Here is a 22,055-nt window from a genome sequence, read left to right as displayed (position 1 = left end):
TGCCGAGGGTTTGACCCTTGGCGGATTGCAGGCCGGCGAGCGCCGGCCCGGCGCTCGTGCGCCGCAAGCCAAGCCCGCGGATGCGGGTGCCCGGCGCTTGAGGGACCACAAATCACCCTTGATCGGTCACAATCAAGGGTGATTTGTATAAGGCGTGATCGGTTACCTCCGCCGGACAGATTACCCCATATGCACGAGTCTGCCGTCCGCCTCGACCCGGTCGGCGATGTAGGGATAGGCGTTCAGGATATGGGCCGGCCGCACGGTCCCCGCCTGCAACGCCCGCAGCATGTCGGACACATATTGGCTGGCGATGATGACCGTGGAGGGTTCCAGGTCGGCCGGATCCAGGTCCTGTGGACAGCGCAGCGGAAGCCCCTGCACTTCCCCCCGGCTGCGGCTGTCCAGGAAGCCGCGCAGCCGGGCGCGGGCTGTTGCCGGCAGGGCCGCCATGACCAGCTCCCCGCCACGGCCCGCCCCATAGAGCCAGATCGGCCCGCGTGGCGGCAGCCGGTCGAAATCCGCCGGGGACCACAGGCAGGGCAGGTCGGCGGCCAAGGCCGGCGACAGGTCGTTGATACCGGTCACCCGCGGCGGCCGCGCCGGCGATGACACCGGCGACAGCGGCGGCCAGGCCAGCGATGCCGGCTGCCCCGCCGGTGAAGGGTCTGTCAGGCGCAGACTGGTCACGGGGTGAAAGGCCAGTCCGTCCGCGGCGGCCAGGGCCGGCGGCAGGTCCAGCGCCAGCGACCGCCAGTCGGCTGCGGCCAGTTGCAGCCCCCGCAACCGCTCCGCCGGGCAATAAAGCGCCCCGGCCCGCAGGAGGGCGAGGGCTGGTTCATCGCCCCCGGTGGTCAGCGGAGCCAGCGACCATTCCTCTGCCGGATCGACCGGAAAGCCCGTCGCCCCCGCCGGTCGCGGCCACAGGGCAGCGGCAAGCGCCGCCCGCCCCGTCGGCGCCATCTCCCGCATCCGCGCCAGATGGTCGGCGTGCCATTCCACCCAAGCGGGCAGGATGGCCAGGCCGGCCGCATCCCCCATCGCCGACAGCAGCGCGGCGGCATCCGCCGGCCCCGGCAGGGGACGGACCGTGATGCCGGCCACCGCGGGCGGCAGTTCGGCCCCGCCCGGCACCAGCGCCGTCACGGCCGGCGCCCCGCACTGCCCCGCCAGCATGGACAGCCGTTCCGCCAGACCGGGCCCGTCCGGCAGCAGCACAGCCACACCGCCCGGGCCACCGGCCCGACGCGCGCCCGCCAGTTCGGTCAGAAGATCGGGCAGCGGGGCCAGCAGTTCCTCCAGGCAGAGCCGCCGGTTGAAGATGGCCTGTGCCGTGGCCGCCATCTCCCGCGCCGTGGCGGGATTGGCCCTGATCCAGGCGACACGGTCCAGGATGTCGGCTGCCGCCGCCGCCTCACCCTCGTCGGTCCCGACATATAGCACGCTGTCACCAAACCAATGTTCGATGAAGGGATGCCGGTCGGACACAATCACCGCACCGGCCGCCGCCAGCTCGAACACCCGCATGTTGGGGACACCATCCGCCCGATGCTGCGGCAGGTGCAGGCACAGGCCCATGCCCCAATGATGGGCTGCATCGATCACCGATCGCCCGTCGAAGGGAAGTTCGCCCTGATACGCCCCCGGCAGGTGCGACCAGCGCGCCGCCGCCCCATACAGGGCCAGCACCCCTTCCTCCGCCAGACGGGCCATCAGGTGCGGAAAACGCAGCCCGTCCCAGTTCGACCCGACATAGAACAAGCGGCTGTCGGGCCCCAGGCCCGGCTTCCGGCTGGACCGGGGCGAGCTGACATGCATCGCCCGCATCGGCGCCGACCGGCCCGCCACGGCCAGCCGCCCGCGCAGATGAAGTTCCAGGGACTCGCCGGACACCAGATAGGCGTCGTGGCTCAATTCATTGACGGCGGCCAGATCGCGATCCGCTGCCTTCATCCCCTCGATGATGGATGGCGGTCCCCAGGCGCAGCCCAGCCATGGGTGATCGGTCAGTTTCGGGGCCGCCACCGGAAACAGGTTCAACACGGCGTCGGGGTTGAAGGTCCGCACCTGGTCCGATCGATGATGGATGCCGGCCTGCCACCCCAGCCCGGTCATGGCCTGGGCAAAGCGCAGGGCCAGTTCCCTTTCCGCCACGGGGCGATCAGGATCGATGGGATTGAACAGGGAGAGGCGCAGGGTCATGGCGGCGGCGGGGCCTTGCGAAGACAGGAGGCGGGAGGTCATTATGCCCTGCCGACGGGGTACCTGACCAGTTGAGCGAAATCCCGGCGAACAGAATGGAACCGGCCGGATGCGCGTGGCGCTGCTGAACACTTTCGACACGGCCGGCGGGGCGGCCCGCGCCATGCATCGGCTTTATGTCGGTCTGGGCCGGCTGGGCATCGACCGCAGCCTGTATGTCGCCCGCCGCGACAGCGATGATCCCGCCATCATTCCTGTCCGGGCCGTCACGGTGGCGGAGCAAGCGGAATATCAGGCGGCGGAGGAGGCCGTCCGGGCCGAGGAGGCCCCCTACCCCCGCTTGCGCACCTCCGGCTTCGTTCCCTTTCATTCGGAACGCGCCGCGCGTGCGCAGCTGCTGGAACAGCGGCTGCGGGATGCCGATGTCTTCAACCTTCACTGGACGCGCGGCCTGGTCGACTGGGCGCACTTCATGGAACGGCGCGGACCGCATCAGGCCCTGGTCTGGACGCTGCACGACCAGAACATCTTCACCGGCGGCTGCCATTACACGGGCGACTGCGAGCGCTATACCCGCGCCTGCGGGGCATGCCCGATGCTGGATTCCACGGATGAGGGTGACCTTTCGGCCGTGATCCTTTCGCGCAAGCGGGTGGCCCTGACCCGGCTGCGGGCGCCGCTGCATATTGTGACGCCCAGCCGCTGGATGGCTGCGGAAGCCGCACGCAGCAGCCTGCTGCGCGACCGGCCCATCCATGTCATTCCCAACGGACTGGATATTGACACATACCGCCCCCGTGACCGGGACGCGCTGCGCCTGCGACGCGGCATCGATTGCGCGGCCACCGTGGTCCTGTTCGTCTCCCATGCCCTGGATGACCCCCGCAAGGGCTATGCGCATCTGAAGGCGGCCCTGGACACGCTGCCCGGTGCGGACCGCCTTGTCCTGCTGCTGGCGGGAGAGGGGCAGGTGCCGCCGCCCGTCAATGTGCCCGTCATCCATGCCGGCACCGTCCGCACCGACGCCGACATGGCCGAACTCTACGCCCTGGCCGATCTGGTGGCCGTGCCCAGCGGCCAGGAGAATTTCCCCAATACCGGTCTGGAGGCGCTGGCCTGCGGCACGGCTGTCATCGGCTTTGATCTGGGCGGCCTGCCGGACATGATCCGGTCGGGCCGGAACGGCATCCTGGCCCCGCGGCACGATACCGCCTGCTTCACCGCTGCCCTGCGGGAGGCACTGTCGGATCGCGATCGGCTGATCGCCTGGGGCCGTGAAGGTCGGGATTTCGTGGAACGCGAATGCAGCCTGGAACGGGTTGCGGCCCGCTATGCAGCACTTTATGCCACGGCCCTGGCCCGCACGGCCGCTGCGGGCAGCAGCAGCAGCAGCAGCTGATGATACCAGGGGTGGGAAGCGCCTTGCGAACTCAATCCGTCCCCAGGGATGCGGCGACGCGCGTCGGCAGGCGGGAAAGAACACCGCGGATACCGACCGCGTTCCCATCCAGCCTGGCCGCTGGCGGCTGACCTGTCTGCCGATCATACCAGGCCCGGACCACCTGCACCCAGGGGTTGCCGGGCAGCGCCTGTTCTGCATATTGCAGATGGCGTGCAGCTTCCTCCGCACGGCCCAGCAGCAGCAGTGCCGCCGTATGAAGCGCCGCCGTCATGCCGTGAACGGGGTCTTCGGTCAGGCGCCCCAGTTCGGCCAGTGCCGCTGCCCCATCATCCAGGCTGATGTTCAGGATCGCGCATTGGCGGGTCGCAACCGCCCCGTCGCGTGGAAGCGTACCCAGCAGGGAGCGCACCTCGTCCAGCCGCCGTGCGACAACCAGAGCCAGGGCCCGGTTGATCAGGACCGTTTGATCCTCCGGCTCCAGCGCGCAGTACAGGTCGAAATAGTCGATGCCGTCTGGATTGGCCCATTGCAGGCACAGCTGACCCGCCTGGCGGAACGCGCCCCGCAGCGGATAAAGGATTTCCAGCTGCTGCCGGTCCAGGGGCGCGGCCGGGTGCGGTCGGCTTTGCCGGGCGCCGTCGCACAGCAGGTCGATCAGGACCCGCGCCCAGGCCAGCACCTTCTCATCGGATGCCGGACCCGAGATATCGGCCAGCACCTGACGCGCGCGCGTCGCCTTCCCCGCTTCCAGCAGCGAGGCCAGATGCTGGATCAGGCCCCGCAGCCACTGTGCAGGGTCAAGCCGTTCGGCCGGCGGCTGCCCCTGTGCGGACAGCAACTGTTCCAGATCATAGCGCGCGCCCAGATGATCGGGCGTCAGTTCCACGGATTTGCGGAAATTGGCGATGGCGGCCTCGGTGGCGCCACTATCCGCCAGGGCAAGCCCCATATGGTAATGGTAATTCGCCGCCGTGGTGAGGCGGATGCGTTGGCGCCATTGATCGATGACCTGGCTGGACAGCGGGTCGTCGGAATGGAATGCGTTCCCCATGCAGATATTCCATGCTTCGCCCCGGAAGGGGCGCGGATCGAAGCCCATAGGGCGTTGATAAACCATTACCCCTGCCCTGTCTTGTCTAAACGGCCGGGCTCCTCAGCCGTTGCCTTTTCCCTGGCCGCCCCGTCCAGGACAGTTGCAACCGGCGGCGGCACGGCCCCATATCTGCCCTGGCTTCTCCCCCAGCCCGCCCGGAACCCGATGATGCGCTTCCTGATCGACGCCCTTTCCGCGATGTTGCGGCGCCAGCCGCCGGCGCCGCCGGTTCCGGTTGAACCACCGTCGATCCCGGCCGGCTTCCTGGTCTATGCGGTCGGCGACATCCATGGCGAGGCCGAATTGCTGGAGGCGATGCTGGACGCCATCCGCGCCGACGCCGGCGACCATCCACCGTCCCGCATCGTTCTGATCTTTCTGGGCGATTACATCGATCGCGGACCGGACTCACGCGGCGTGCTGGAGCGGCTGACGGGCAACCCCCTGCCCGGCGCCACGCTGCGCTTCCTGCTGGGCAATCATGAAGCGGTGATGCTGGAATTCCTGTCCGGCGGTGCCGGTGGTGCTGAATGGCTGCGCTTCGGCGGGGTAGAGACGCTGGCCAGCTATGGCATCGCGGCAGCGGGCGCCACGACGCCGGCCAGACTGGCCCAGTTGCGGGGTGAACTGGAAGCGAAGCTGCCGCCGCGGCATCTCGACTTCCTGCGCGGACTGGAGAACTCCTGCGTGACCGGCGGCTATGCCTTCGTTCATGCCGGCATTCGGCCGGGCCGGCCGCTGGATGCGCAGGTGTCAGAGGATCTGCTGTGGATCCGCGAACCCTTCCTGTCCGATCCGCGCCCGCACGGGCATGTCATTATCCATGGCCATACGGTGACGCCGGAGCCGGACATGCATCCCAACCGGATCGGCCTGGACACCGGTGCCTATGCCACGGGCGTGCTGACGGCGCTGTGCCTCAAGGGGACGGAACAGCGGATTCTTCAGGTGAAGCGTCCCTAGCGCGCGACCGGCGCGACCAGGATTGGGCAACGCCGATCCCCAGCACGAAGGACAGAGTGGCCGCGACGGCCGGGACCTGCGGGCTGAAATCCATCGCCCCATGCACGCCGGCCATGAACAGACAGGCCAGCGCCACGGCCGGATAGACCTGATGCCGCCGCCGGCGGCGCATGCCGCGGACCAGCAGGATGACCATGGCCGCCATGGCCACATAGACCAGCGCCGCCCCGGGGATGCCCAGATCCATCAGCAGTTCCAGATGCACATTATGTGCGTAATCCCAGACCAGGGGTCCCGGCAGGCCGGGATCCCGGAACTGCCGGAAGGCCGACAGGAACGCCCCCAAGCCGTAACCCGTCCAGGGGGCCTGGGCGATGGCCCCGATCACCAGCCGATAGACGGGCGTCCGCGCCTCCGCCTCGGTGGAGACATGGTCGCTGGTTTCGCTGAGCCGGCTCAGCGTTTCCTCCCCGCTGAACAGAAGCAGCCCCAGGACCAGGGGGATGGCCACCACCACCAGCAGCAAGGCCTTGCGCCGCGAGATCAGCCGAGCCGCAACAAAGCAGGCCAGCAGCGCCGCCAGCCCCGCCAGCACGCTGATCATCGCCCCGCGCGAATGGGTCAGCAGCACGGCCGTCAGCAGCAGGAAGGTCGCCACCAGCATGGGCACGGCGCGGATGGCCAGCCGGTCGGCCAGATCGCGCAGCCGGAACGACCGGCCGGAATGCAGCGACGCAATGGCCTGGGTCAGACGGGCCAGACAGCACAGCAACCCAATGCCGGCATAGGCGCCATAGGCGTTTCGGTTGACGAAGGTGGCCGTCAGATCCCCCTGATAGGCCCATTTCGGCATCCACAGGATCATCTGCATGCCGGACAGATGCATGAACAGGCCGTAGATTGCATAGGCCGCGCCCGCGACGGCCAGGGTGGACAGTGCCATGGAGGCATTGGACGGGTCGCGGCCCAGCTGTACTGCCAGAAAGAAGATGCCGACATAGGCGGCATTGCGCAGCACCGCATCGAAGGTCGCCTGCGGGTCGAGCGAAAGGGATGCCGGCCCCGGCACACCAAGCGTCCGCCAGGTCTCTTCCCATAAGGGATGCAGGAGACCTGCTGGCAACTGCCCCGTCCCCTGCAGACAGGCCCAGGCCAGGGCCAGCAGCAGCGGAAGGATCACCGGCAGCAGCCGGCGTGGCGCCACCGCGAGATGAAGACGACGCAGCAGAAGCAGGACACTCCAGGCCACAAGCAGCAGACCGACCAGCATTGTCAGCACCAGCCACGCGACCGGTCTGGTGCTGCCCAGCGGCAGGGGCGCCAGGGCCACGACGGCCACCAGCATCCCCATCAGAATACGACCGTTGCGGGAGGCGACCAGGCCGGGACCGTGAGGATGATGACCATCCGCCTGCTCGGGCTGCGCCTCAACACGCTCCATTCGTCCCATTCCCTCGCGGCTTCAGGCGAAGCACCGTCCTGATGGCTCGCCGCTTCGAAGCTAACGTTATCCGGCACGCCACCGCAACCCGCCTCGAACCGGATCAGCGCAGCGACAAGCCCGACAGGTCCATGCCCAGGCAATCATCAATCTAAGGTTACAGTCCCTGGACTGTGATCCATCGGTTGCAGAGGTAGATAACGCTCTGGCATGATGTTGTACACTCATTGATCATTCTGACGGAACGGGACAGAATCATGGCCGCACGCGATGAAACATGCCGCCGCGTCGCGGGCCTTGTCATGCGCGTTGCTGCCAACCGCCCTGATTCTGCCCGGCCCTGCGCTGCCGGCCGGCCCCGGCCGTGCCTGCCCTGATAATGGGCATCAGCCGTCCGGAGGGACGCAGGGCATCGCGCCCGCCACCGGCATCGGGGCAATGGCGCCCCCTATCTTGCCGGTGGAGCACTTGGCCGCCATCAGCAATCTTCACTGGTGCCTTGCCTAAGAAGGGGGTGATCAGTAAGACATGTCGGCAGGCTCCGATGGGGCCACCTATGCGGACGAAAGCGGTGTATCCGTTGTTGGCCACCATCGGGTGGCGGTTCCAGATCATGGACCTTGAGGCGATATGAGCAAGCATTCCAGTGTCGGCCCCACGGTCGAGGAACTTTTCCCCGAAGGTCAGCCGGGTCACCACCACCGGCCCCACACGCCGGCCGGGCGCTCGTTCGACTTCCGTCAGACCATGCGCTGGGCTGCTCGCGTGCTGTTGCGCGGCAAGTTCGTCATTCTGGCCTCTGTCCTGCTGCTGGTGGTCCCGACCGCCATCATCCTGAAGCAGATGGAACCGCAATATACGGCCACGGCCCGCGTGGTGGTGGAAACCGCCGACAGCAGCAACATGCTGTCGGAGCAGACCGCGATGTTCCGGCGCCAATGGCTGTCACCGGAAGTGATCCAGACCGAAGCGGAACTGATCACCTCGACCAACCTGATCCGCCGCGTGATCAACCGGCTGGCCCTGGACAAGGACCCCGAATTCAACGCCGCCCTGCGCAAGGGCGCAACGAAGGACGGCGAAAGCTCGTGGCTGTCCTGGCTGTCTCCGCTGAACTGGCTGAAAGGCCGCGACAGCGAGAGCGCCAACAGCGACGTCACCCCCGGCGCCCGCGAAGAGATGCGGCAGGCCCGCATCGTCAAGGCCGTTCTCAGCCGGCTCACCGTCGTCTCGCAGCGTCGATCCTACGTCATCGAAATCCGCTTCATCTCCAGTGATCGGGAAAAGGCGGCGCAGATCGCCAACATCGTCGCCGAGACCTATATGAACGATCGGCTGGAGGCGAGCCTGGAGGAGGCCCGGCGCGTCACCAGCTGGCTGGGCGACCGGCTGGAGGGGATGCGCGCCGACGTGGTTGCGGCCGAAAACGCCGTGGAAAACTTCCGCGCGGCCAACAACCTGCGCCGTTCCGACCAGCGTCAGGCGACGCTCAGCGATCAGCAGCTGTCGGAAATCAATTCCCGTCTGGTCATCGCCCGGGCCGAACTGTCACAGCGGGAAGCGCGTCTGGCCCAGGTGCGCGCCCTGGCCCGGTCGCCGGAAAGCCTGGCCACGTCCAGCGACGTGCTGCAATCCTCACTGATCCAGCGCCTGCGCGAGCAGGAAGCGGTCAAGTCGCGCGAAGTGTCGGAAGCCGAAAAGACCTATGGCGACCGCCATCCCCGCATTGTCGGCCTGCGCGCCGACCTGGATGATCTGCGCGCCAAGATCACCGAGGAGATCAACAAGATCGCGGCCGCGCTCAGCAATGACGTGCAGATCGCCATGGCCGGTGTCCGGTCGATGGAGGCCGAACTGGCCGGTATCCGCCGGGAGACGACGACTGCCGGCACGGCCGAGGTGAAGCTGCGCGAGCTTGAGCGTCAGGCAGACGCCAGCAAGAGCCTGTACGAGGCCCTGTTGGGTCGCTTCAAGCGCGATACTGAAATGGAACAGATGCGCCGCGCCAATGCCCGAATCGTCTCTCCGGCTGAAATTCCCATCGTTCCGTCGGCACCGCGCACGATGTCGATCCTGTCGGTGGTCTTCATGCTGTCGCTGATCCTGGGCGTGGGCCTGGTCTTCCTGATCGACCGTCTGGACAGCACCCTGCGCTCTGCCGACGAGGTGGAGGATGTCACCGGTCTGCCCGCCTTCGCCCTGATCCCCATGCAGAAGGAAAAGGGCGACAAGACCGCACGGCAGTTGCTGGAGAAGCCGACATCCGGCCTCGCGGACAGTCTGCGCAACCTGCGCACCGCGGTGGAATTCGGCGTGCCGCCCGGCAGCAGCCTGATCTCGCTGGTCACCTCTTCCGTCCCGCGGGAGGGCAAGACCTTCGTGTCGCTGTGCCTGGGTATCACCAGCGCACGCAGCGGCGGCCGGGTGCTGATGATCGACGCCGACCTGCATCGTCCGCGTCTCAATACCGCCTTGGAACTGCCGGGCGAACGGGGACTGGGTGACATCCTGGATGGAACCGCCACCTTCGACGAGGTCGTGCAGCATAATGTCGTCGAAGGCGTGGATCTGCTGGCGGCCGGCCGTACGCAGCGAGTCGTGGACCTGATCCATGCCCAGGCCATCCAGACCCTGCTGAACGAGCTGCAGGGGCGTTATTCGCGGATCATCATCGACAGTCCGCCGGTGCTGGCCGTGTCCGATACGCGCATGCTGGCCCGCATGGCCCATCGCGTGATCTATCTGGTCCATTGGGGCTCGACGCCCCGCGATGCGGTCCGCAACGGCATCAAGGTTCTGCGCATGGCCGGGGCCCCGCCGCATGGCATCGTCCTGTCGCAGGTGAACCAGAGCAAGCACGCCACCTACGGCTATGGCGACTACGGACAATATTATGGCCGTTACCGTGACTATTACGGCAGCCGGTAACGGAACGGGCCGCCTGGCCGGACGCCTCACCCTGCTGCTGGTTGGCGGGGCCGGGCTGGCCTTGGTCGCCTTCGCGGCGCCGCGTCTGGCCGCGACGATCGCAGCCCTGCCCGCACGGCCCGTGCTGTGGGAGGCCTATGCCGGCCAGCCTGTGGCCTTGCCGGCCTTGCTGACGGCTGTACAGGCGCTGGACCGTGCCGCCGCCATGGGCGACCGCTCGTCCGACGGCGACCGGGGATTTCTGCTGTTGCGGGCAGCCGCGATCGCCCCGCTGGCCGACCAGTTCCGCCTGCTGATGGCCGCAGAAAGCGCAACGGAGGCCGGCCTGTCGCGGACACCCGGCAATCCGTCCCTCTGGCTTCGCCTGGCGGCCCTGAGGGAGGGGCACGGCGACATGACCGGGGCCCTGGCCGCCTGGCGCATGTCCGTCCTGACCGGCGGGTTCGAGCCGGCCATCATGCCGGACCGTCTGCGCATAGGGGCCCGGCTGCTGCCCTTGATGGACGCGGACGGCCGCAGCCTGTTGAAGCGGCAGATCCGCAACAGCTGGACACTCTCCTGGGAATGGCCGGAAATGGTGCGGGCGGTCCCGGGCATGGCGCCGCTGGTGGACGAGGCGCTGGACAGCCTGACCGACCGCGAAATGGCAGCCTATCTGCGCAACAATGGCGGTCCCCCGCCGCCGCGGCCGCCGCGCTCCTGATCGCTCACCGGCCCGCCGTCCGGTCCTGACGCAGCACTATCTGCACCTCCGCCCACGCCGCCTCCAGCGACACATCCTCGATACAGGGGGCCGGCCTGCGTCCCGTGGGTCGGTATGGGCATTTCCAGGCACAGCCGAAGCAGGATCTGGGGTGGACAGCCACCCGCGGTGGTGTCACCGGCGCCAGCCGGACATCCGGGTAGGGCACAAAACGTTCATACCCCCCACCCCCCGTGATGCAGACACCGGGTGTTCGCATGGCCGCTGCAATATGGATGGCGGCGCTGTCGCACGACACGACCAGACGCGCCCGGGCGATCAGATCGGTCAGGGCCGGCAACGCCGTGGCCCCCGTCATGTCGATCAACGGGACTGCCGGCAGCGTCGCCCGCAGCCGGTGGGCGCGGGCCCCGTCGTCACGGCCCCCGCAGATGATACCCGTCCATCCCGTGGCAGCGTGGATCCGGCCCGCCAGGGCCGCAAACCTTTCCACGGGCCAGCGACGCAGTTCCTGACTGGCCCCCGGCGCCAGCACATAGAATTCCGGCGGCAGCCCGGGCACGGCGTCGCGGGGCAGCGGCACACAGGGCCAGGACCCAGCCTCCGCCACCCCCAGCAGGGCCGGCAGCGCCTCGTTGCGCGCCAGCTCGCTGTGCATGCCGGGTGGGGCGGAAAGCAGCTCGGTATAGGCGCTGTCGCCCAGCCGCCGCTCGAACAGGCTGCTGGCCGCCCCGTCGCCGACCCAGCCGACACGGCGGGAAGCCGCGCTGGCGCGGACCACCGCGTCACCAAGGGCGGCGACGCGAGAAAATGTCGGGTTCAGCGCCAGCGTGGCACCAAGGCGCCGCACCCGCCGCAGGGTCCGCACACGATAGACCGGATTGAGCAGCAGCGCGGCGCGGTCGATGGTGATGATCTCGTCGATTGCCGTGATCTCACGCAGCAGAATGGCGCATTCGGCCGCCACCAGTACCACCACGCGATGGCCGCTCGCCTTGAAATGTTCTGCCAGGCACCGGGCGGCCGGCAGCCACAGAACCACATCCCCGATCCGATCAAGCCGAACCAGCATCACTGTCGGTGCCTGTGTGACCGGTCGCGGCAGCAAGGGCAGCAAAACGGCGTCCACCGCCTGCCACGCCAATCCCAGCAGGGATTTCAGGGTGCTTTTTGGCGCTGGCAACAGCGGCCTCATGACCGGGTCCACCGACAGGCGGGGGGCCCCGCCATCATTCGATCGCCGCCAGCGGCTGTAGAACCAGCGGCCGCGTCTGCTCCCGATAGGCCCGGTTCTCCAGGTGGATCAGGGCGACGCCGAAGCCGATGATGCACCAGAACCAGATGCCACCCTGCGGCCCCTCCAGATAGACGTCGAAACTGGCATTGGTGAGGGCCGCCAGCCAATAGGCCATCACCCAGACATTCAGACGCACCCAGCCCAGTGCGTTGATCCGACGCATACGCAGGCTGCAAAAGACCAAGGTCGCGCCGAAGGACAGCTGCGACACCACCCACAGCATGAAGCCGGGAACGCCCGCCCGGGCCAGAAAGGTCATGTGGGCATTGTGCGGGCTGCGCAACGCCCCGTCGGGATCGACCTGATAGCCATCGATCGTTGCCAGATTGGGACCGAAGCCGCGCCCCGTCCAGAACAGGTCCCCGAAGAAAGTGTAATCAACAATGTCCGACCACCAGTCCAGACGCCAGCTGGCGGTCGACCCCAGGGCCTGCATGTCGATGTCACTGCCGGCGATGGAGGCGCTGTCCACGTCAAAAACCGAGATCAGGTTGGCGACAACCTGACGGGCGGAGATTTCACGGTATTCCGTCGCAACGCGGATATCCAGGATCGCCGATGCAATGACGACCAGAACCATGGCAAGGGCGGCCCAGGCCAGAAGCCTCCGGCTGAACCCCCACAGAAACAGCGCCCCCAGACCCAGCATCATCGACATCAGCGCACCGCGGCTGAGCGAGGCGCACCAGAGGCCGACAAGCACGGCAATCAACAAGGTCGCAGCCAAAGCCACCCGGAACAGCAGCGCGGGCCAGCTGTGATCATTGCTGTCGAGACGCCGCCCGAGACCCAGCAGGAAAAACGCCAGTACCCCCGTCAGATGAACCGCCGTGTCACCCGGTTTCAGCTGCGTGGGCGAGCCATCCGCCAAATCGGCGTCGCTGACGCCGATGATCAGCAGCATGGCAAAGATAGCCGGTATGGCCACCAGTGCAGCGTATTCATACGTGCGGACAGAGAGCAGGACCGACTGCGGAGTCGACAGACAGCCGGCGACCAGCACTGCGAACAGCATGTAGCCGTAAAGCACGCTGTCGCGCAGGGCAAAGATGCCAAAGACCTCGATGAAGGGCGCCGTCCGGATGAAACAGACAAATGCCAGCAGAAAGAAGGGCAAGGCAACGTAGGAGCTGAACACGGCCCGGAAATTGGGGGAGAAGATGAACAGGGTCACGGACGCTGCCAGCACCATCTCGCCGATATAGAAATTGGCGATGCCCAGATAGGCAAAACCCTTGCTCCCGACCGCGTAGCCGAAGAGCAGGAAACCGATCAGGGACAGGATGATGGCGTGACTCTTGACACTCATCGGATACGGCCTGCTCGCGATCGACCGGTCATGCGGGCATGGCCGGATCGCCGCCTCTTAGAAGCGCCGCTCTAGGACGCGGACAATGTCACCCGGGAATAGCGGGGTCAGTTCCGTCGCCTGATATTCCTTCTGGACGCCGTCGACATTGCGCACCAGGACCACCGTTCCTGTGACGGCCCGGTAATCATATCCACCCGCGCGGGCCACGGCGCTCAGCACGGTGATGCCGGCCGAATATTGGTATTCGCCGGGCTGGCGCACCTCGCCCAGCACATAGAAGGGCCGGAAGGTCTGCACCTCCACGGCCACGCTCGGCTGCTGAAGCAGCCCGTCCTGCTTCAGCTTATCCTCGATCCGCGCGCCCAGCTGCTTGGCCGTCAGGCCCGCCGCCGGAATGTTGCCGATCAGGGGCATGGCCACATTGCCGGTGGCATCCAGGGTGAAGTCGCCGGACAGGTTCTGCTCGTTGAAGATATTGACGCGTATCTTGTTGCCGGGCTCCAGCTTGTAGCCCTGCATCACCTCAGTGGTCTGCGGCGCCATCTCGGACGGGAAGACGCCCACCGTCTGGCTGCAGCCGACGATCAGCAGCATGAACGGCACAAGCAGCACGCTTTTCCAGTTGAAAGCCATTGGCAACACTCTGTCAGGCACAGGAAAATAAGGCAGCGCCCAACAGGGGGCGCATGGCGGTCTTCACGGCCATTCATATGCGATGCGCCGCCCTCGGCGCAACCCCGACAACCGTCGTCGCCGGCCACCGCCGATGTAGCATACAACCCATCGTTCAATCGAGACTTGTGCCTTCGCGGGAGTTGCGGCAATATTCGCCAAGCTTCAAGAATATTGCCCTGAAAGCGGAAACCCCTGCCATGACCCGTCTGCGCCTCGCCGTCCTCATCACCGCCCTTCTGGCGGGGACCGCACTTGTGCCCGCTCAGGCCCAGCAGCAGCAGGCCGCCGCCGCAGGTCAGGCGATGAATGCGCTGCCGCCGGCATTGCGGGCGGCCGTGTTGAGCGGCAATGGCGGCGCCGTCACCCAGGCGATCAATGTATTGTCGGGCGGCAGCCCGACGCGGGCAGCCAATCTGGCGAATCAGGTGGTAGCCGCAGCCGAACAGCTGGTGCAGACCAATCCCCAGGCCGCCATCATCGCCGCCGGCGCGGCGGTCGAAGCCGTGCAGAGCAGCCCCGTGCAGACCAGTTCGCCGACGCAGGTGCAGTCGGTGGTGACCACGGCTGCGCGCATCTTCGTCGCCCCGCCCGTGCAGGCCGTCGCACCGCAGATCGCGGCCAGTGTCGCCGCCAACACGATGCAGGTCGCCGTGCAGACCAGCAGCCCGGCCGTCATCGCCGCCGTCGCCCAGAGCGCCGTAAATCTGGCGGAAGCGATCGTGGCCACCAATCCCGCCGCGGCCGTGTCGCTGGCGGCCAGTTCCGTACAGGCCGTCGCCGCCCAGAACGTGACCAACAGCGCGCCCACGCAGACGTCCGGCGTCATCACCACGGCGGCCCGCATCGCGGTCCAGCCGGCTGCTCAGGCTGCCTCACCGACCGCCGTCGCCCAGATGGCAACCGCCGTGGTGCAGGTGGCCTCCACGCCCGCCGTCTATAACGCCGCACCGCAGGCCGCCATCCAGGTCATGTCAAACGCCTACAGCGCCGTGACCAGCCAGGCCGTCACCGCCGCCGCGCCGGGCGCAACGCAGACCGTCGTCCAGACCCTGAACACGGCCAGCAGCAATACAGCCTTGTCGCAGTCCAACCCAACCAACGCCGCCCAGGTCAACGCCATCCTGTCAGCCGCGGCCCCATCCACGCCGCAGACTGGCACTACCAACCAGGGCGGCGCGACTGCCCAGGCGACGACGACGCAGACGACCACCCAGACGGCGACCAACACCAACAATAATAATACAAACAACAACACCAATAACAACAATGTGACCGAGCAGCCTCCGATCTTCACGGTCAGTCCCAACTGATCAGGCGTAAGGTCGCCGGCCGCTGGATATCCTGGCGACGATGTTCTTATTGACGATCACTGACAGTTGCTGATGCAACACGGTGCGATGACTTTTTGTCTGCAAATGTAGGGCGTAGCTCGCCGCTGGCAACAAACCTATTGATTGCAGTGCGGGGAGTGGTATTTTGCAGTTAACCTTTGTTTCGACGGGCAGGTAACGACGTCATGCTGGTTTTGATGCGGGCGATTTCCATGAAGATCGGCACCATTGGACGTTCCCGGCCGATGAGCGTCCTGGCTTTGCTGGCGGCGACAACGGCTCATCTGGCGCTGGTGTCGCCTGCCATGGCACAGACCAGTACCCCGACGATCGCAGCTCGCGACCAGGCCGGCAACAGCTCCGCGGTCGTCCGCGAGGCCAGCCCGGAAGCGGACGGCGGGCCCGGTGCCGACGACGTCAAGCGCGTGGACGAGTCGTATCAGCCTAAGGGCATCGAGATGGGCAGCTTCCTGATGCTGCCGCAACTCGAAGTCTCGGAGGTCTATAACAGCAACATCTACGCGACGTCCCAGAACGCCAAGAACGACCTGATCACCCGCATTACGCCCGAAGTCCGGCTGCGTTCGCGGTTCCCGGTCCATGCCCTGAACGTGCTGGCCCGTCTTGACCAGTCCGTGTTTCAGAAGCATGAGGACGACACCCACCTGGACGGGGTGCTGCTGGTCGATGGCCGCTATGACTTCACCAAGCAGTGGGAAGCCAACGCCACGGCCGAGGTGAACCAGTATTACGAGGATCGCGGCACACCCAACGCCGCTGCCGGCAAGAAGCCGACGCGCACACGGGCCGTCAGCGGTGGCCTGCAGAGCAAGTCGCGCATGGGCAACCTGACGCTGACCGGCGACATTGACGTGGCGCACCGTGATTATGCCGATGTTGAAACCTCCACCGGCACCAAGATCAACAATGATGACCGCGACCTGAATGAAACCACGTTGACGGCGCGCGCGGGTTACGAATTCTACACCGGCTATTCGGTCGTTGTGGAGGGCTCGCAGAACTGGCGTCGCTATATCGACAAGCTTGACGATAACGGCTTTCAGCGCTCCAGCGACGGCCAGCGGATTCGCGCCGGTGTCGGCGTCGATATCAGTGAATTGCTGCGCGGCGATTTCCTGGTTGGTTATCAGGTGCAGGACTACAAGGACAAGCGCCTCAGTGACCCCAAGGGCTATTCCATCGTCACGAAATTCAACTGGACGCCCAGCCGTCTGACGGTTGTCGTGCCGTCGCTGGAGCGTTCGGTTCAGGAAACCACGATCCAGGGTTCCTCCAGCATCGTGCGCATGGCCGGCAGTGTGCTCATCCGTCACGAGGTGCGGCGCAATCTGGTCCTGACCGCGGTGGGCAGTGTCTCCCGCGACAATTTCAGCGCTAACCCACGTCGCGACTGGACCTATGACGCGCGCCTGCGCGGGACCTGGGCGCTGGCACCGGAATATTACATTGGTGGCGAGTTGGGCTATCGTGACCGTAACTCGACGATCGATACCGCCGACTTCCACCAATATGTTGTCGCACTGCGTTTCGGCCTGCGGATTTGATACCTGAACCTGCCGTTGGAAGGGCGGGTGCCGTTCAAGGTGACCCGGCACCCGGTATCGTGAAGTGCAACCGCAGGCAGACCGTCGATACCCGCCCGAGGGACGAGAGGCAGGGATGCCTGCTGACATGTTGATTGATCAGGCCCAGCAGGTGGGTCGCGGCCTCCCCGTCCGCCAGTACGGGCGCAAGCTTTGGCATGTCTCCCTGCTGATGATGCTGACCGATGCGCTGCTGCTGCAGGCCATCGTCATGTTGGCGACCTGGCTGCGTCTGCTGCTGGCACCGCAACTGCCCATCGAACTGAACGCCGATATCTATCAGGGTGTGCATCTGGCCATTCTGGCCCTGCCGCTGCTGTATCTCGCTGGTGGACTATGCCCCGGCTATGGCCGGTCGGCAGTCGACCGGCTGCGGGTGAAGGTGACGCTGACGGCGGCTTTCTTTGCGGCAATGCTGCTGTTTGACCATCTGGCGCAGGGTGGACAATGGTCGCGCGGCATCATGCTGATCGCCGCCGCCATCGCCATCCTGGTCATGCCGATGGGCGATTCCCTTTTCCGCCACCTGCTGATCCGCCGCCGCCTGTGGGGCATCCCCGTACTGGTGCTGGGCAAACCGGTGGAACGGGCGCGGCTGACGGCTGTTCTGCGCGCCCATCCGGAACTGGGCTGGGTCCCGGCGCTGGAGGGGGAGGCACCGCCGGCAGCACCGCCGCTGGCGCCCGGCATTGATCTGGCACTGATCGCCATCCACGGACTTGACGGCCTTGCCGCCGCCGACCGTCTGCCGTTCCGCCGGATTGTCCTGGCCAGCGGATTGACCGAAATGCAAAGCCAGTGGGTGGCCGCGCGCGATCTGGGCGGACAGTTGGGCCTGGAGATGCGGCGCAATCTGCTGCTGCCGTGGAACCGCGCCGTCAAGCGGATGATGGACCTGATGCTGGGCTCCATCCTTCTGGTGCCGGCCGTCCTGATCTGCCTGCCCTTCGTACTGTTGGTACAGATCATGTCGCCGGGGGACGTGTTCTACAGCCAGCCCCGTCGTGGCCTGGATAACCGGCTGATTCCCGTGCTGAAACTGCGCAGCATGTATCCGGACGCTGATCAGCGGCTGCAGGCATTGCTGGCCACGTCGGAGGCGGCGCGCGCAGAATGGGATAGCGCCATGAAGTTGCGCCATGATCCCCGCCTGATCCCCTTTGCCGCCAAGCTGATGCGCCGGCTCAGCATCGATGAACTGCCGCAATTGCTGAACGTGCTGCGCGGGGAGATGAGCATCGTCGGCCCGCGCCCCCTGCCCGATTATCATCTGCAATCCCTGTCAGCCACCGCCTGCGACATCCGGGCCAAGGTTCTGCCCGGCATTACCGGCCTCTGGCAGGTCTCCGGACGCAGTTCCCTGCCCTTGGAGGAAATGGAGCGGCTGGACAGCTATTATGTACGCAACTGGTCCATCTGGCTGGACGTCTATATCCTGGCCCGAACGGCGATCGAGGTGGTTCGGGGTCGCGGCGCATGGTGAGCCATCTCCACCGTGCGCCCATCCTGGGCGTGCCGGTCCATATGCTGACCTTGCCGGATGCGGTCAGGCTGGCGGCGTCCTGGATTGAGAACGGCGAAAAGGCCTATACTTGTCACGCCGATGCCCGGTCGATCCTGGAAGCGCGCGACAATGCGGATGTCCGACGGGCCTTTGACGGCGCCCATCTGGTGGGGGCCGACGGCATGCCCGTCGTCTGGCTGGGCCGGGCGCGCGGGCACCAGGTCGGGCGTGTCTACGGTCCGGACTTCATGGAAGCGCTGATGGCGCACGGCCTTCATCACGGCCGGCGGACATTTCGCCATTTCCTGTTCGGATCGACGCCCCAGGTGCTGGAGCGGTTGGTGGAGCGGCTGGGCCATCGCCATCCGGGCCTTGCCATTGCCGGCACCCTGTCCCCCCCCATGGGTCAGTGGGGTGATGAGACGGAGGCAGAGCATCGCGCCATCATCGATGCGGCGAAGCCTGATGTGGTCTGGGTGTCGCTGGGCGCCCCGCGCCAGGATCTGTGGATGGCCCGCAACCGCCCGCATCTGCACGCCCCGCTGCTGTGCGGGGTGGGGGCCGCCTTCGATTTCCTGTCGGGCAGCAAGCCGCAGGCCCCCGCCTGGCTGCGCCGCAACGGTCTGGAATGGGTGTTTCGGCTGGCCACTGAACCTAAGCGCCTGGGCGGACGCTATCTGCGCACGGTGCCCCGCTTCGCGGCACTGGGGCTGGCGGAGGAAATCCGTCGGCGTCTGCGCTGATCCGCAGTCGAGACGGAGAGCGTGGGATCAACCCGCCAGATCCGTCTGGGCGCGGGCATAATCGGCCGGCACCCCGATATCGATGAAATATCCGTCTCCGGCCAGACCGCACAGCCGCCCCTGACGGGCCAGGACCGTCAGCACATCGGCTTCCAGCGACACGACGCCCGGCGGAATGCCCGCCGCCGCCTGACGGTCCAGCCAGTAAAGCCCGGCATTGATCAGGCCCGGCTGGTCGGGATCGCCCGTGGCGGCAAAATCCGTGATCTGGTCGCCATCCAGCCGCACCACGCCATAGCGATCCGTGCGCGTAGCCGACCGCAGGGCTACCCGGCCAAGGCTGCCCGCGGGCAAGGGGACCGTCAGTTGTCCCAGATCGATGTCGAAAAGACTGTCGCCATTCAGCAGCAGGAATTGCGGCGCCAGGAAGGGCGCGGCCTGCCGCACCGCACCGCCAGTCCCCACAGGCGAGTATTCTGCGTGACAGGTCACGGATAAACCCGTGACCTTCCCTTGTTCAACAATGGGCTGAAACTGCTCTGCCAGATAGCCCGTCAGCAGGTGGATGTCGCGGAACCCCGCCCCCGCCAGCCGGTCCAGCAGATACAGCAGGAAAGGCCGGCCGGCAACCGGCAACAGGGGCTTGGGCGTGGATGCGGTCAATGACCCCAGCCGTGTTCCCTTGCCCCCCACCAGGATGACGGCCTGGCGTGCCTCAGACATTGGAATAAAGGCTGTTGCGCAGCATGCGGTAGCCCTTGATCAGTTCGGCAATGCCGGCATCCAGGCTGTGGGCCGGCATGTATCCCGTGCCCTCGATGCGGGCGTTGGACACGATATAGTCGCGCTTGTCCGGGTCTTCGCCGATGGGCGCCTCCAGGAAGACGAAGCCCGGCAGCTGCGCCTGGATACGCTGGCACAATTCCCATTTGGACAGGTTCGCGTCCGACAGGCCGACATTATAGGGCCGGTCACGCATCGTGTCGAAATTGTCGATGCCGTGCAGGAAGGCCCGCGCCACATCGCGCACATGGATGTAGTTGCGCTTGAAATGCGGCTCGAACAGCACGACCGCACGGTCATAGACGGCGCGATAGACGAAATCATTGACCAGCAGGTCGACACGCATGCGCGGCGACATGCCGAACACCGTGGCCAGCCGGAAGCTGATGGCATTGCCGCGCGCCAGAACGGCCGCTTCCGCTTCCACCTTGCTGCGCCCATAGAGCGACAGGGGGTTCAGCGGCGTTTCCTCGGTGCAGAACTTGCCCGCCTCACCCACGCCATAGCCGGAATTGGTCACCGGCATCAGCACGCGCTGATCCGGCGACAGCATGTTCAGCAGAGTCAGGATCGCATCATGATTGGTGGTCTGGGCGGCTGTGCGATCGGCGTCGCACAAGGGCGCACCGACCAGGGCGGCCAGCGGAATGACGATATCAGCCTTGGCCAGCAGCGGCCGCAGCGTCGCCGCCTCACGCGCATCGCCGCGCACCACGTCGAAGCCGGGGTCGGCGCAGACATGGGACAGCGAATTCTGCTTGAACAGGAAATTATCCAGCACGGTCACCCGGTGCCCGGCCGCCAGCAGCGCCGGCACCATGGTGGAGCCCAGATAACCGGCGCCGCCGGTGATCAGGATGGAATAGCCCTTGGACATGCGTGTCACTCCGGTTCAGCGGCAGGCCTGATCGAGCACGGCGCGCAGCCGCTCGATCTGCGGCGTCAGGTCGAATGGATGGTTGCCGACGAAGAAGCCGCAATCATGGGCCAGGTTGGCATTCTCGATCCCGCCGACGATGTCGTAATCGTAATATTTGATGACGTCATGGCGCAGGAAGCAGCCACCCGTGATGATGCGGAAGCCGATATCGGCCTCGGTCAGGGCGGCGAAGACCTTGCGTCGGTCCAGCTTGGCCGCCGGGTTCAGGATGATGGTGAAGCTGAAGCTGGAGCTTTTGCCATTCTCGCGCTGGATGATGAAACGCTCATCCCCGGCGAACAGCGACTGGAACAGGGCCAGATTGCGTCGGCGGGCCGCCGTCATGGCGGGCAGCTTCTTCAACTGTTCCAGGCCGATGGCGCCCTCCATCTCCAGCGGCCGGACATTGTAGCCGGGCAGGATGAAGCGATAGGCCTCGAAATGGTCTTCCGACTGGCGCTGATAGACGGGGCTGTCCGCCGGCAGGTCGCGGGTCCAGCCATGGGCGCGCATCGACCGGCACAGATGCGCCAGTTCGGTATCGTCGGTCAGGACGATGCCGCCTTCCATGGTGGAGATATGGTGGGAGAAGAAGAAGCTGAAACTGTTCAGATGGCCGAAGGTGCCGGTCTTGCGACCGTTCAGCTCCGCATCCATCGACTCGCAATTATCCTCGAACACATAAAGCCCATGGGCGTCGGCAAAGGCGCGGATGACGTCGAGGGCTGCCGGATTGCCCAGGATGGACACGGGCATGATGGCGCGGGTGCGCGGGGTCAGCGCCTGTTCCAGCTTCGACACGTCCATGTTCAGCGTGTCCAGCTCCACGTCCACAAAGCGCAGCTTCAGCCCATATTGCTGCAGCGGGTGGTAGGTGGTGGCCCAGGAGATGGCGGGCACGATCACCTCGTCCCCGCGCTGCAACGGCCGGTCCTGCTTATAGGCCAGGGCGGCGACGCCGACCAGGTTGGCCGAAGAGCCGGAATTGACCATGATGCCGTGGCGCATGCCGAAATAGCCGGCGAAGGCCCGTTCAAAGGCCGCCACCTGTTCACCCATGGTGAAGCGGCCGGAGGCCACAACCCGCTGGATGGCGTCAATTTCTTCCTGGCCCCAGCTGGGGGCGGCAAGTTCATAGAACATGTTCGTCGTCAC

General features: G+C 66.2%; 17 protein-coding genes. 8 read left to right on the top strand and 9 right to left on the bottom strand.

Features of this window, described 5'->3' with window-relative positions; genetic code table 11:
- Positions 1-180: 180 nt before the first annotated feature.
- Positions 181-2,244 carry a glycosyltransferase family protein gene (locus ACODTW_RS20190; protein WP_488947875.1) on the bottom strand — a complete coding sequence of 688 codons (2,064 nt, stop codon included), beginning with the start codon at positions 2,242-2,244 and terminating at the stop codon, positions 181-183.
- A gap of 67 nt (positions 2,245-2,311) precedes the next feature.
- On the opposite strand from ACODTW_RS20190, the gene ACODTW_RS20185 reads away from it, so the two are divergent.
- Positions 2,312-3,601: a glycosyltransferase gene (locus ACODTW_RS20185; protein WP_488947874.1), complete on the top strand. Its 1,290-nt coding sequence runs from the start codon at positions 2,312-2,314 to the stop codon at positions 3,599-3,601.
- Positions 3,602-3,632: 31 nt separating this feature from the next.
- Here the strand turns inward: ACODTW_RS20185 and ACODTW_RS20180 are convergent, their stop codons facing one another.
- Entirely contained in the window at positions 3,633-4,655 is a 1,023-nt protein-coding gene (locus ACODTW_RS20180) for a hypothetical protein (RefSeq protein WP_488947873.1), read from the bottom strand.
- A gap of 207 nt (positions 4,656-4,862) precedes the next feature.
- Here ACODTW_RS20180 and ACODTW_RS20175 point away from each other — a divergent pair, with 207 nt between their 5' ends.
- Positions 4,863-5,660 (top strand): metallophosphoesterase family protein, encoded by a 798-nt coding sequence (locus ACODTW_RS20175; protein WP_488947872.1) that lies wholly within the window; start codon positions 4,863-4,865, stop codon positions 5,658-5,660.
- Here ACODTW_RS20175 and ACODTW_RS20170 read toward each other — a convergent pair.
- Positions 5,617-7,101, bottom strand: coding sequence for an O-antigen ligase family protein (locus ACODTW_RS20170; RefSeq protein ID WP_488947871.1), 1,485 nt, complete (start codon positions 7,099-7,101; stop codon positions 5,617-5,619). The two genes, ACODTW_RS20175 and ACODTW_RS20170, sit on opposite strands and share 44 nt — an antisense overlap.
- A gap of 630 nt (positions 7,102-7,731) precedes the next feature.
- Between ACODTW_RS20170 and ACODTW_RS20165 the strand changes: the two genes are divergently transcribed.
- Both ACODTW_RS20165 and ACODTW_RS20160 read left to right on the top strand, forming a co-directional pair.
- Positions 7,732-10,029 carry a GumC family protein gene (locus ACODTW_RS20165; protein ID WP_488947870.1) on the top strand — a complete coding sequence of 766 codons (2,298 nt, stop codon included), beginning with the start codon at positions 7,732-7,734 and terminating at the stop codon, positions 10,027-10,029.
- Positions 9,995-10,732: a hypothetical protein gene (locus tag ACODTW_RS20160; RefSeq protein ID WP_488947869.1), complete on the top strand. Its 738-nt coding sequence runs from the start codon at positions 9,995-9,997 to the stop codon at positions 10,730-10,732. Before ACODTW_RS20165 ends, ACODTW_RS20160 begins: the two co-directional genes overlap by 35 nt.
- A gap of 4 nt (positions 10,733-10,736) precedes the next feature.
- Here ACODTW_RS20160 and ACODTW_RS20155 read toward each other — a convergent pair whose 3' ends face one another.
- Genes ACODTW_RS20155 through ACODTW_RS20145 form a run of 3 tightly spaced genes read right to left on the bottom strand, consistent with a single transcriptional unit; the run spans position 10,737 to position 13,974 of the window.
- A complete protein-coding gene (locus ACODTW_RS20155; RefSeq protein WP_488947868.1) occupies positions 10,737-11,927 on the bottom strand; it encodes a glycosyltransferase family 9 protein in 1,191 nt (396 codons plus the stop codon).
- 34 nt (positions 11,928-11,961) lie between these two features.
- Positions 11,962-13,338, bottom strand: coding sequence for an O-antigen ligase family protein (locus ACODTW_RS20150; protein ID WP_488947867.1), 1,377 nt, complete (start codon positions 13,336-13,338; stop codon positions 11,962-11,964).
- Between the two features lie 57 nt (positions 13,339-13,395).
- A complete protein-coding gene (locus ACODTW_RS20145) occupies positions 13,396-13,974 on the bottom strand; it encodes a polysaccharide biosynthesis/export family protein (protein ID WP_488947866.1) in 579 nt (192 codons plus the stop codon).
- 239 nt (positions 13,975-14,213) lie between these two features.
- On the opposite strand from ACODTW_RS20145, the gene ACODTW_RS20140 reads away from it, so the two are divergent.
- The 4 genes from ACODTW_RS20140 to ACODTW_RS20125 all read left to right on the top strand — a co-directional run bounded on the left by ACODTW_RS20140 (position 14,214) and on the right by ACODTW_RS20125 (position 19,198).
- Positions 14,214-15,326, top strand: coding sequence for a hypothetical protein (locus tag ACODTW_RS20140; RefSeq protein WP_488947865.1), 1,113 nt, complete (start codon positions 14,214-14,216; stop codon positions 15,324-15,326).
- Between the two features lie 206 nt (positions 15,327-15,532).
- Positions 15,533-16,912, top strand: coding sequence for an outer membrane beta-barrel protein (locus tag ACODTW_RS20135; RefSeq protein ID WP_488947864.1), 1,380 nt, complete (start codon positions 15,533-15,535; stop codon positions 16,910-16,912).
- Between the two features lie 127 nt (positions 16,913-17,039).
- Positions 17,040-18,434 carry a sugar transferase gene (locus ACODTW_RS20130; protein WP_488947863.1) on the top strand — a complete coding sequence of 465 codons (1,395 nt, stop codon included), beginning with the start codon at positions 17,040-17,042 and terminating at the stop codon, positions 18,432-18,434.
- On the top strand, positions 18,428-19,198 hold the full coding sequence (locus ACODTW_RS20125; protein ID WP_488947862.1) for a WecB/TagA/CpsF family glycosyltransferase: 771 nt from the start codon (positions 18,428-18,430) through the stop codon (positions 19,196-19,198). The genes ACODTW_RS20130 and ACODTW_RS20125 overlap by 7 nt, the downstream gene beginning before the upstream one ends.
- Before the next feature lie 27 nt (positions 19,199-19,225).
- Here the strand turns inward: ACODTW_RS20125 and ACODTW_RS20120 are convergent, their stop codons facing one another.
- From ACODTW_RS20120 to ACODTW_RS20110, 3 genes are read right to left on the bottom strand one after another with little or no spacing between them, the layout of a single operon-like run.
- Positions 19,226-19,921 carry a sugar phosphate nucleotidyltransferase gene (locus tag ACODTW_RS20120; RefSeq protein WP_488947861.1) on the bottom strand — a complete coding sequence of 232 codons (696 nt, stop codon included), beginning with the start codon at positions 19,919-19,921 and terminating at the stop codon, positions 19,226-19,228.
- Entirely contained in the window at positions 19,914-20,858 is a 945-nt protein-coding gene (locus ACODTW_RS20115) for an NAD-dependent epimerase/dehydratase family protein (protein ID WP_488947860.1), read from the bottom strand. The genes ACODTW_RS20120 and ACODTW_RS20115 overlap by 8 nt, the downstream gene beginning before the upstream one ends.
- A gap of 15 nt (positions 20,859-20,873) precedes the next feature.
- Positions 20,874-22,043, bottom strand: a complete 1,170-nt coding sequence (locus ACODTW_RS20110) for a DegT/DnrJ/EryC1/StrS family aminotransferase (protein ID WP_488947859.1) — start codon at positions 22,041-22,043, stop codon at positions 20,874-20,876.
- Positions 22,044-22,055 lie beyond the last annotated feature (12 nt).

Source organism: Niveispirillum sp. FG148, from assembly GCF_057809655.1.
Note: the sequence above shows the minus strand (reverse complement) of the source record. Positions and strands in the feature narration are given on the sequence as shown.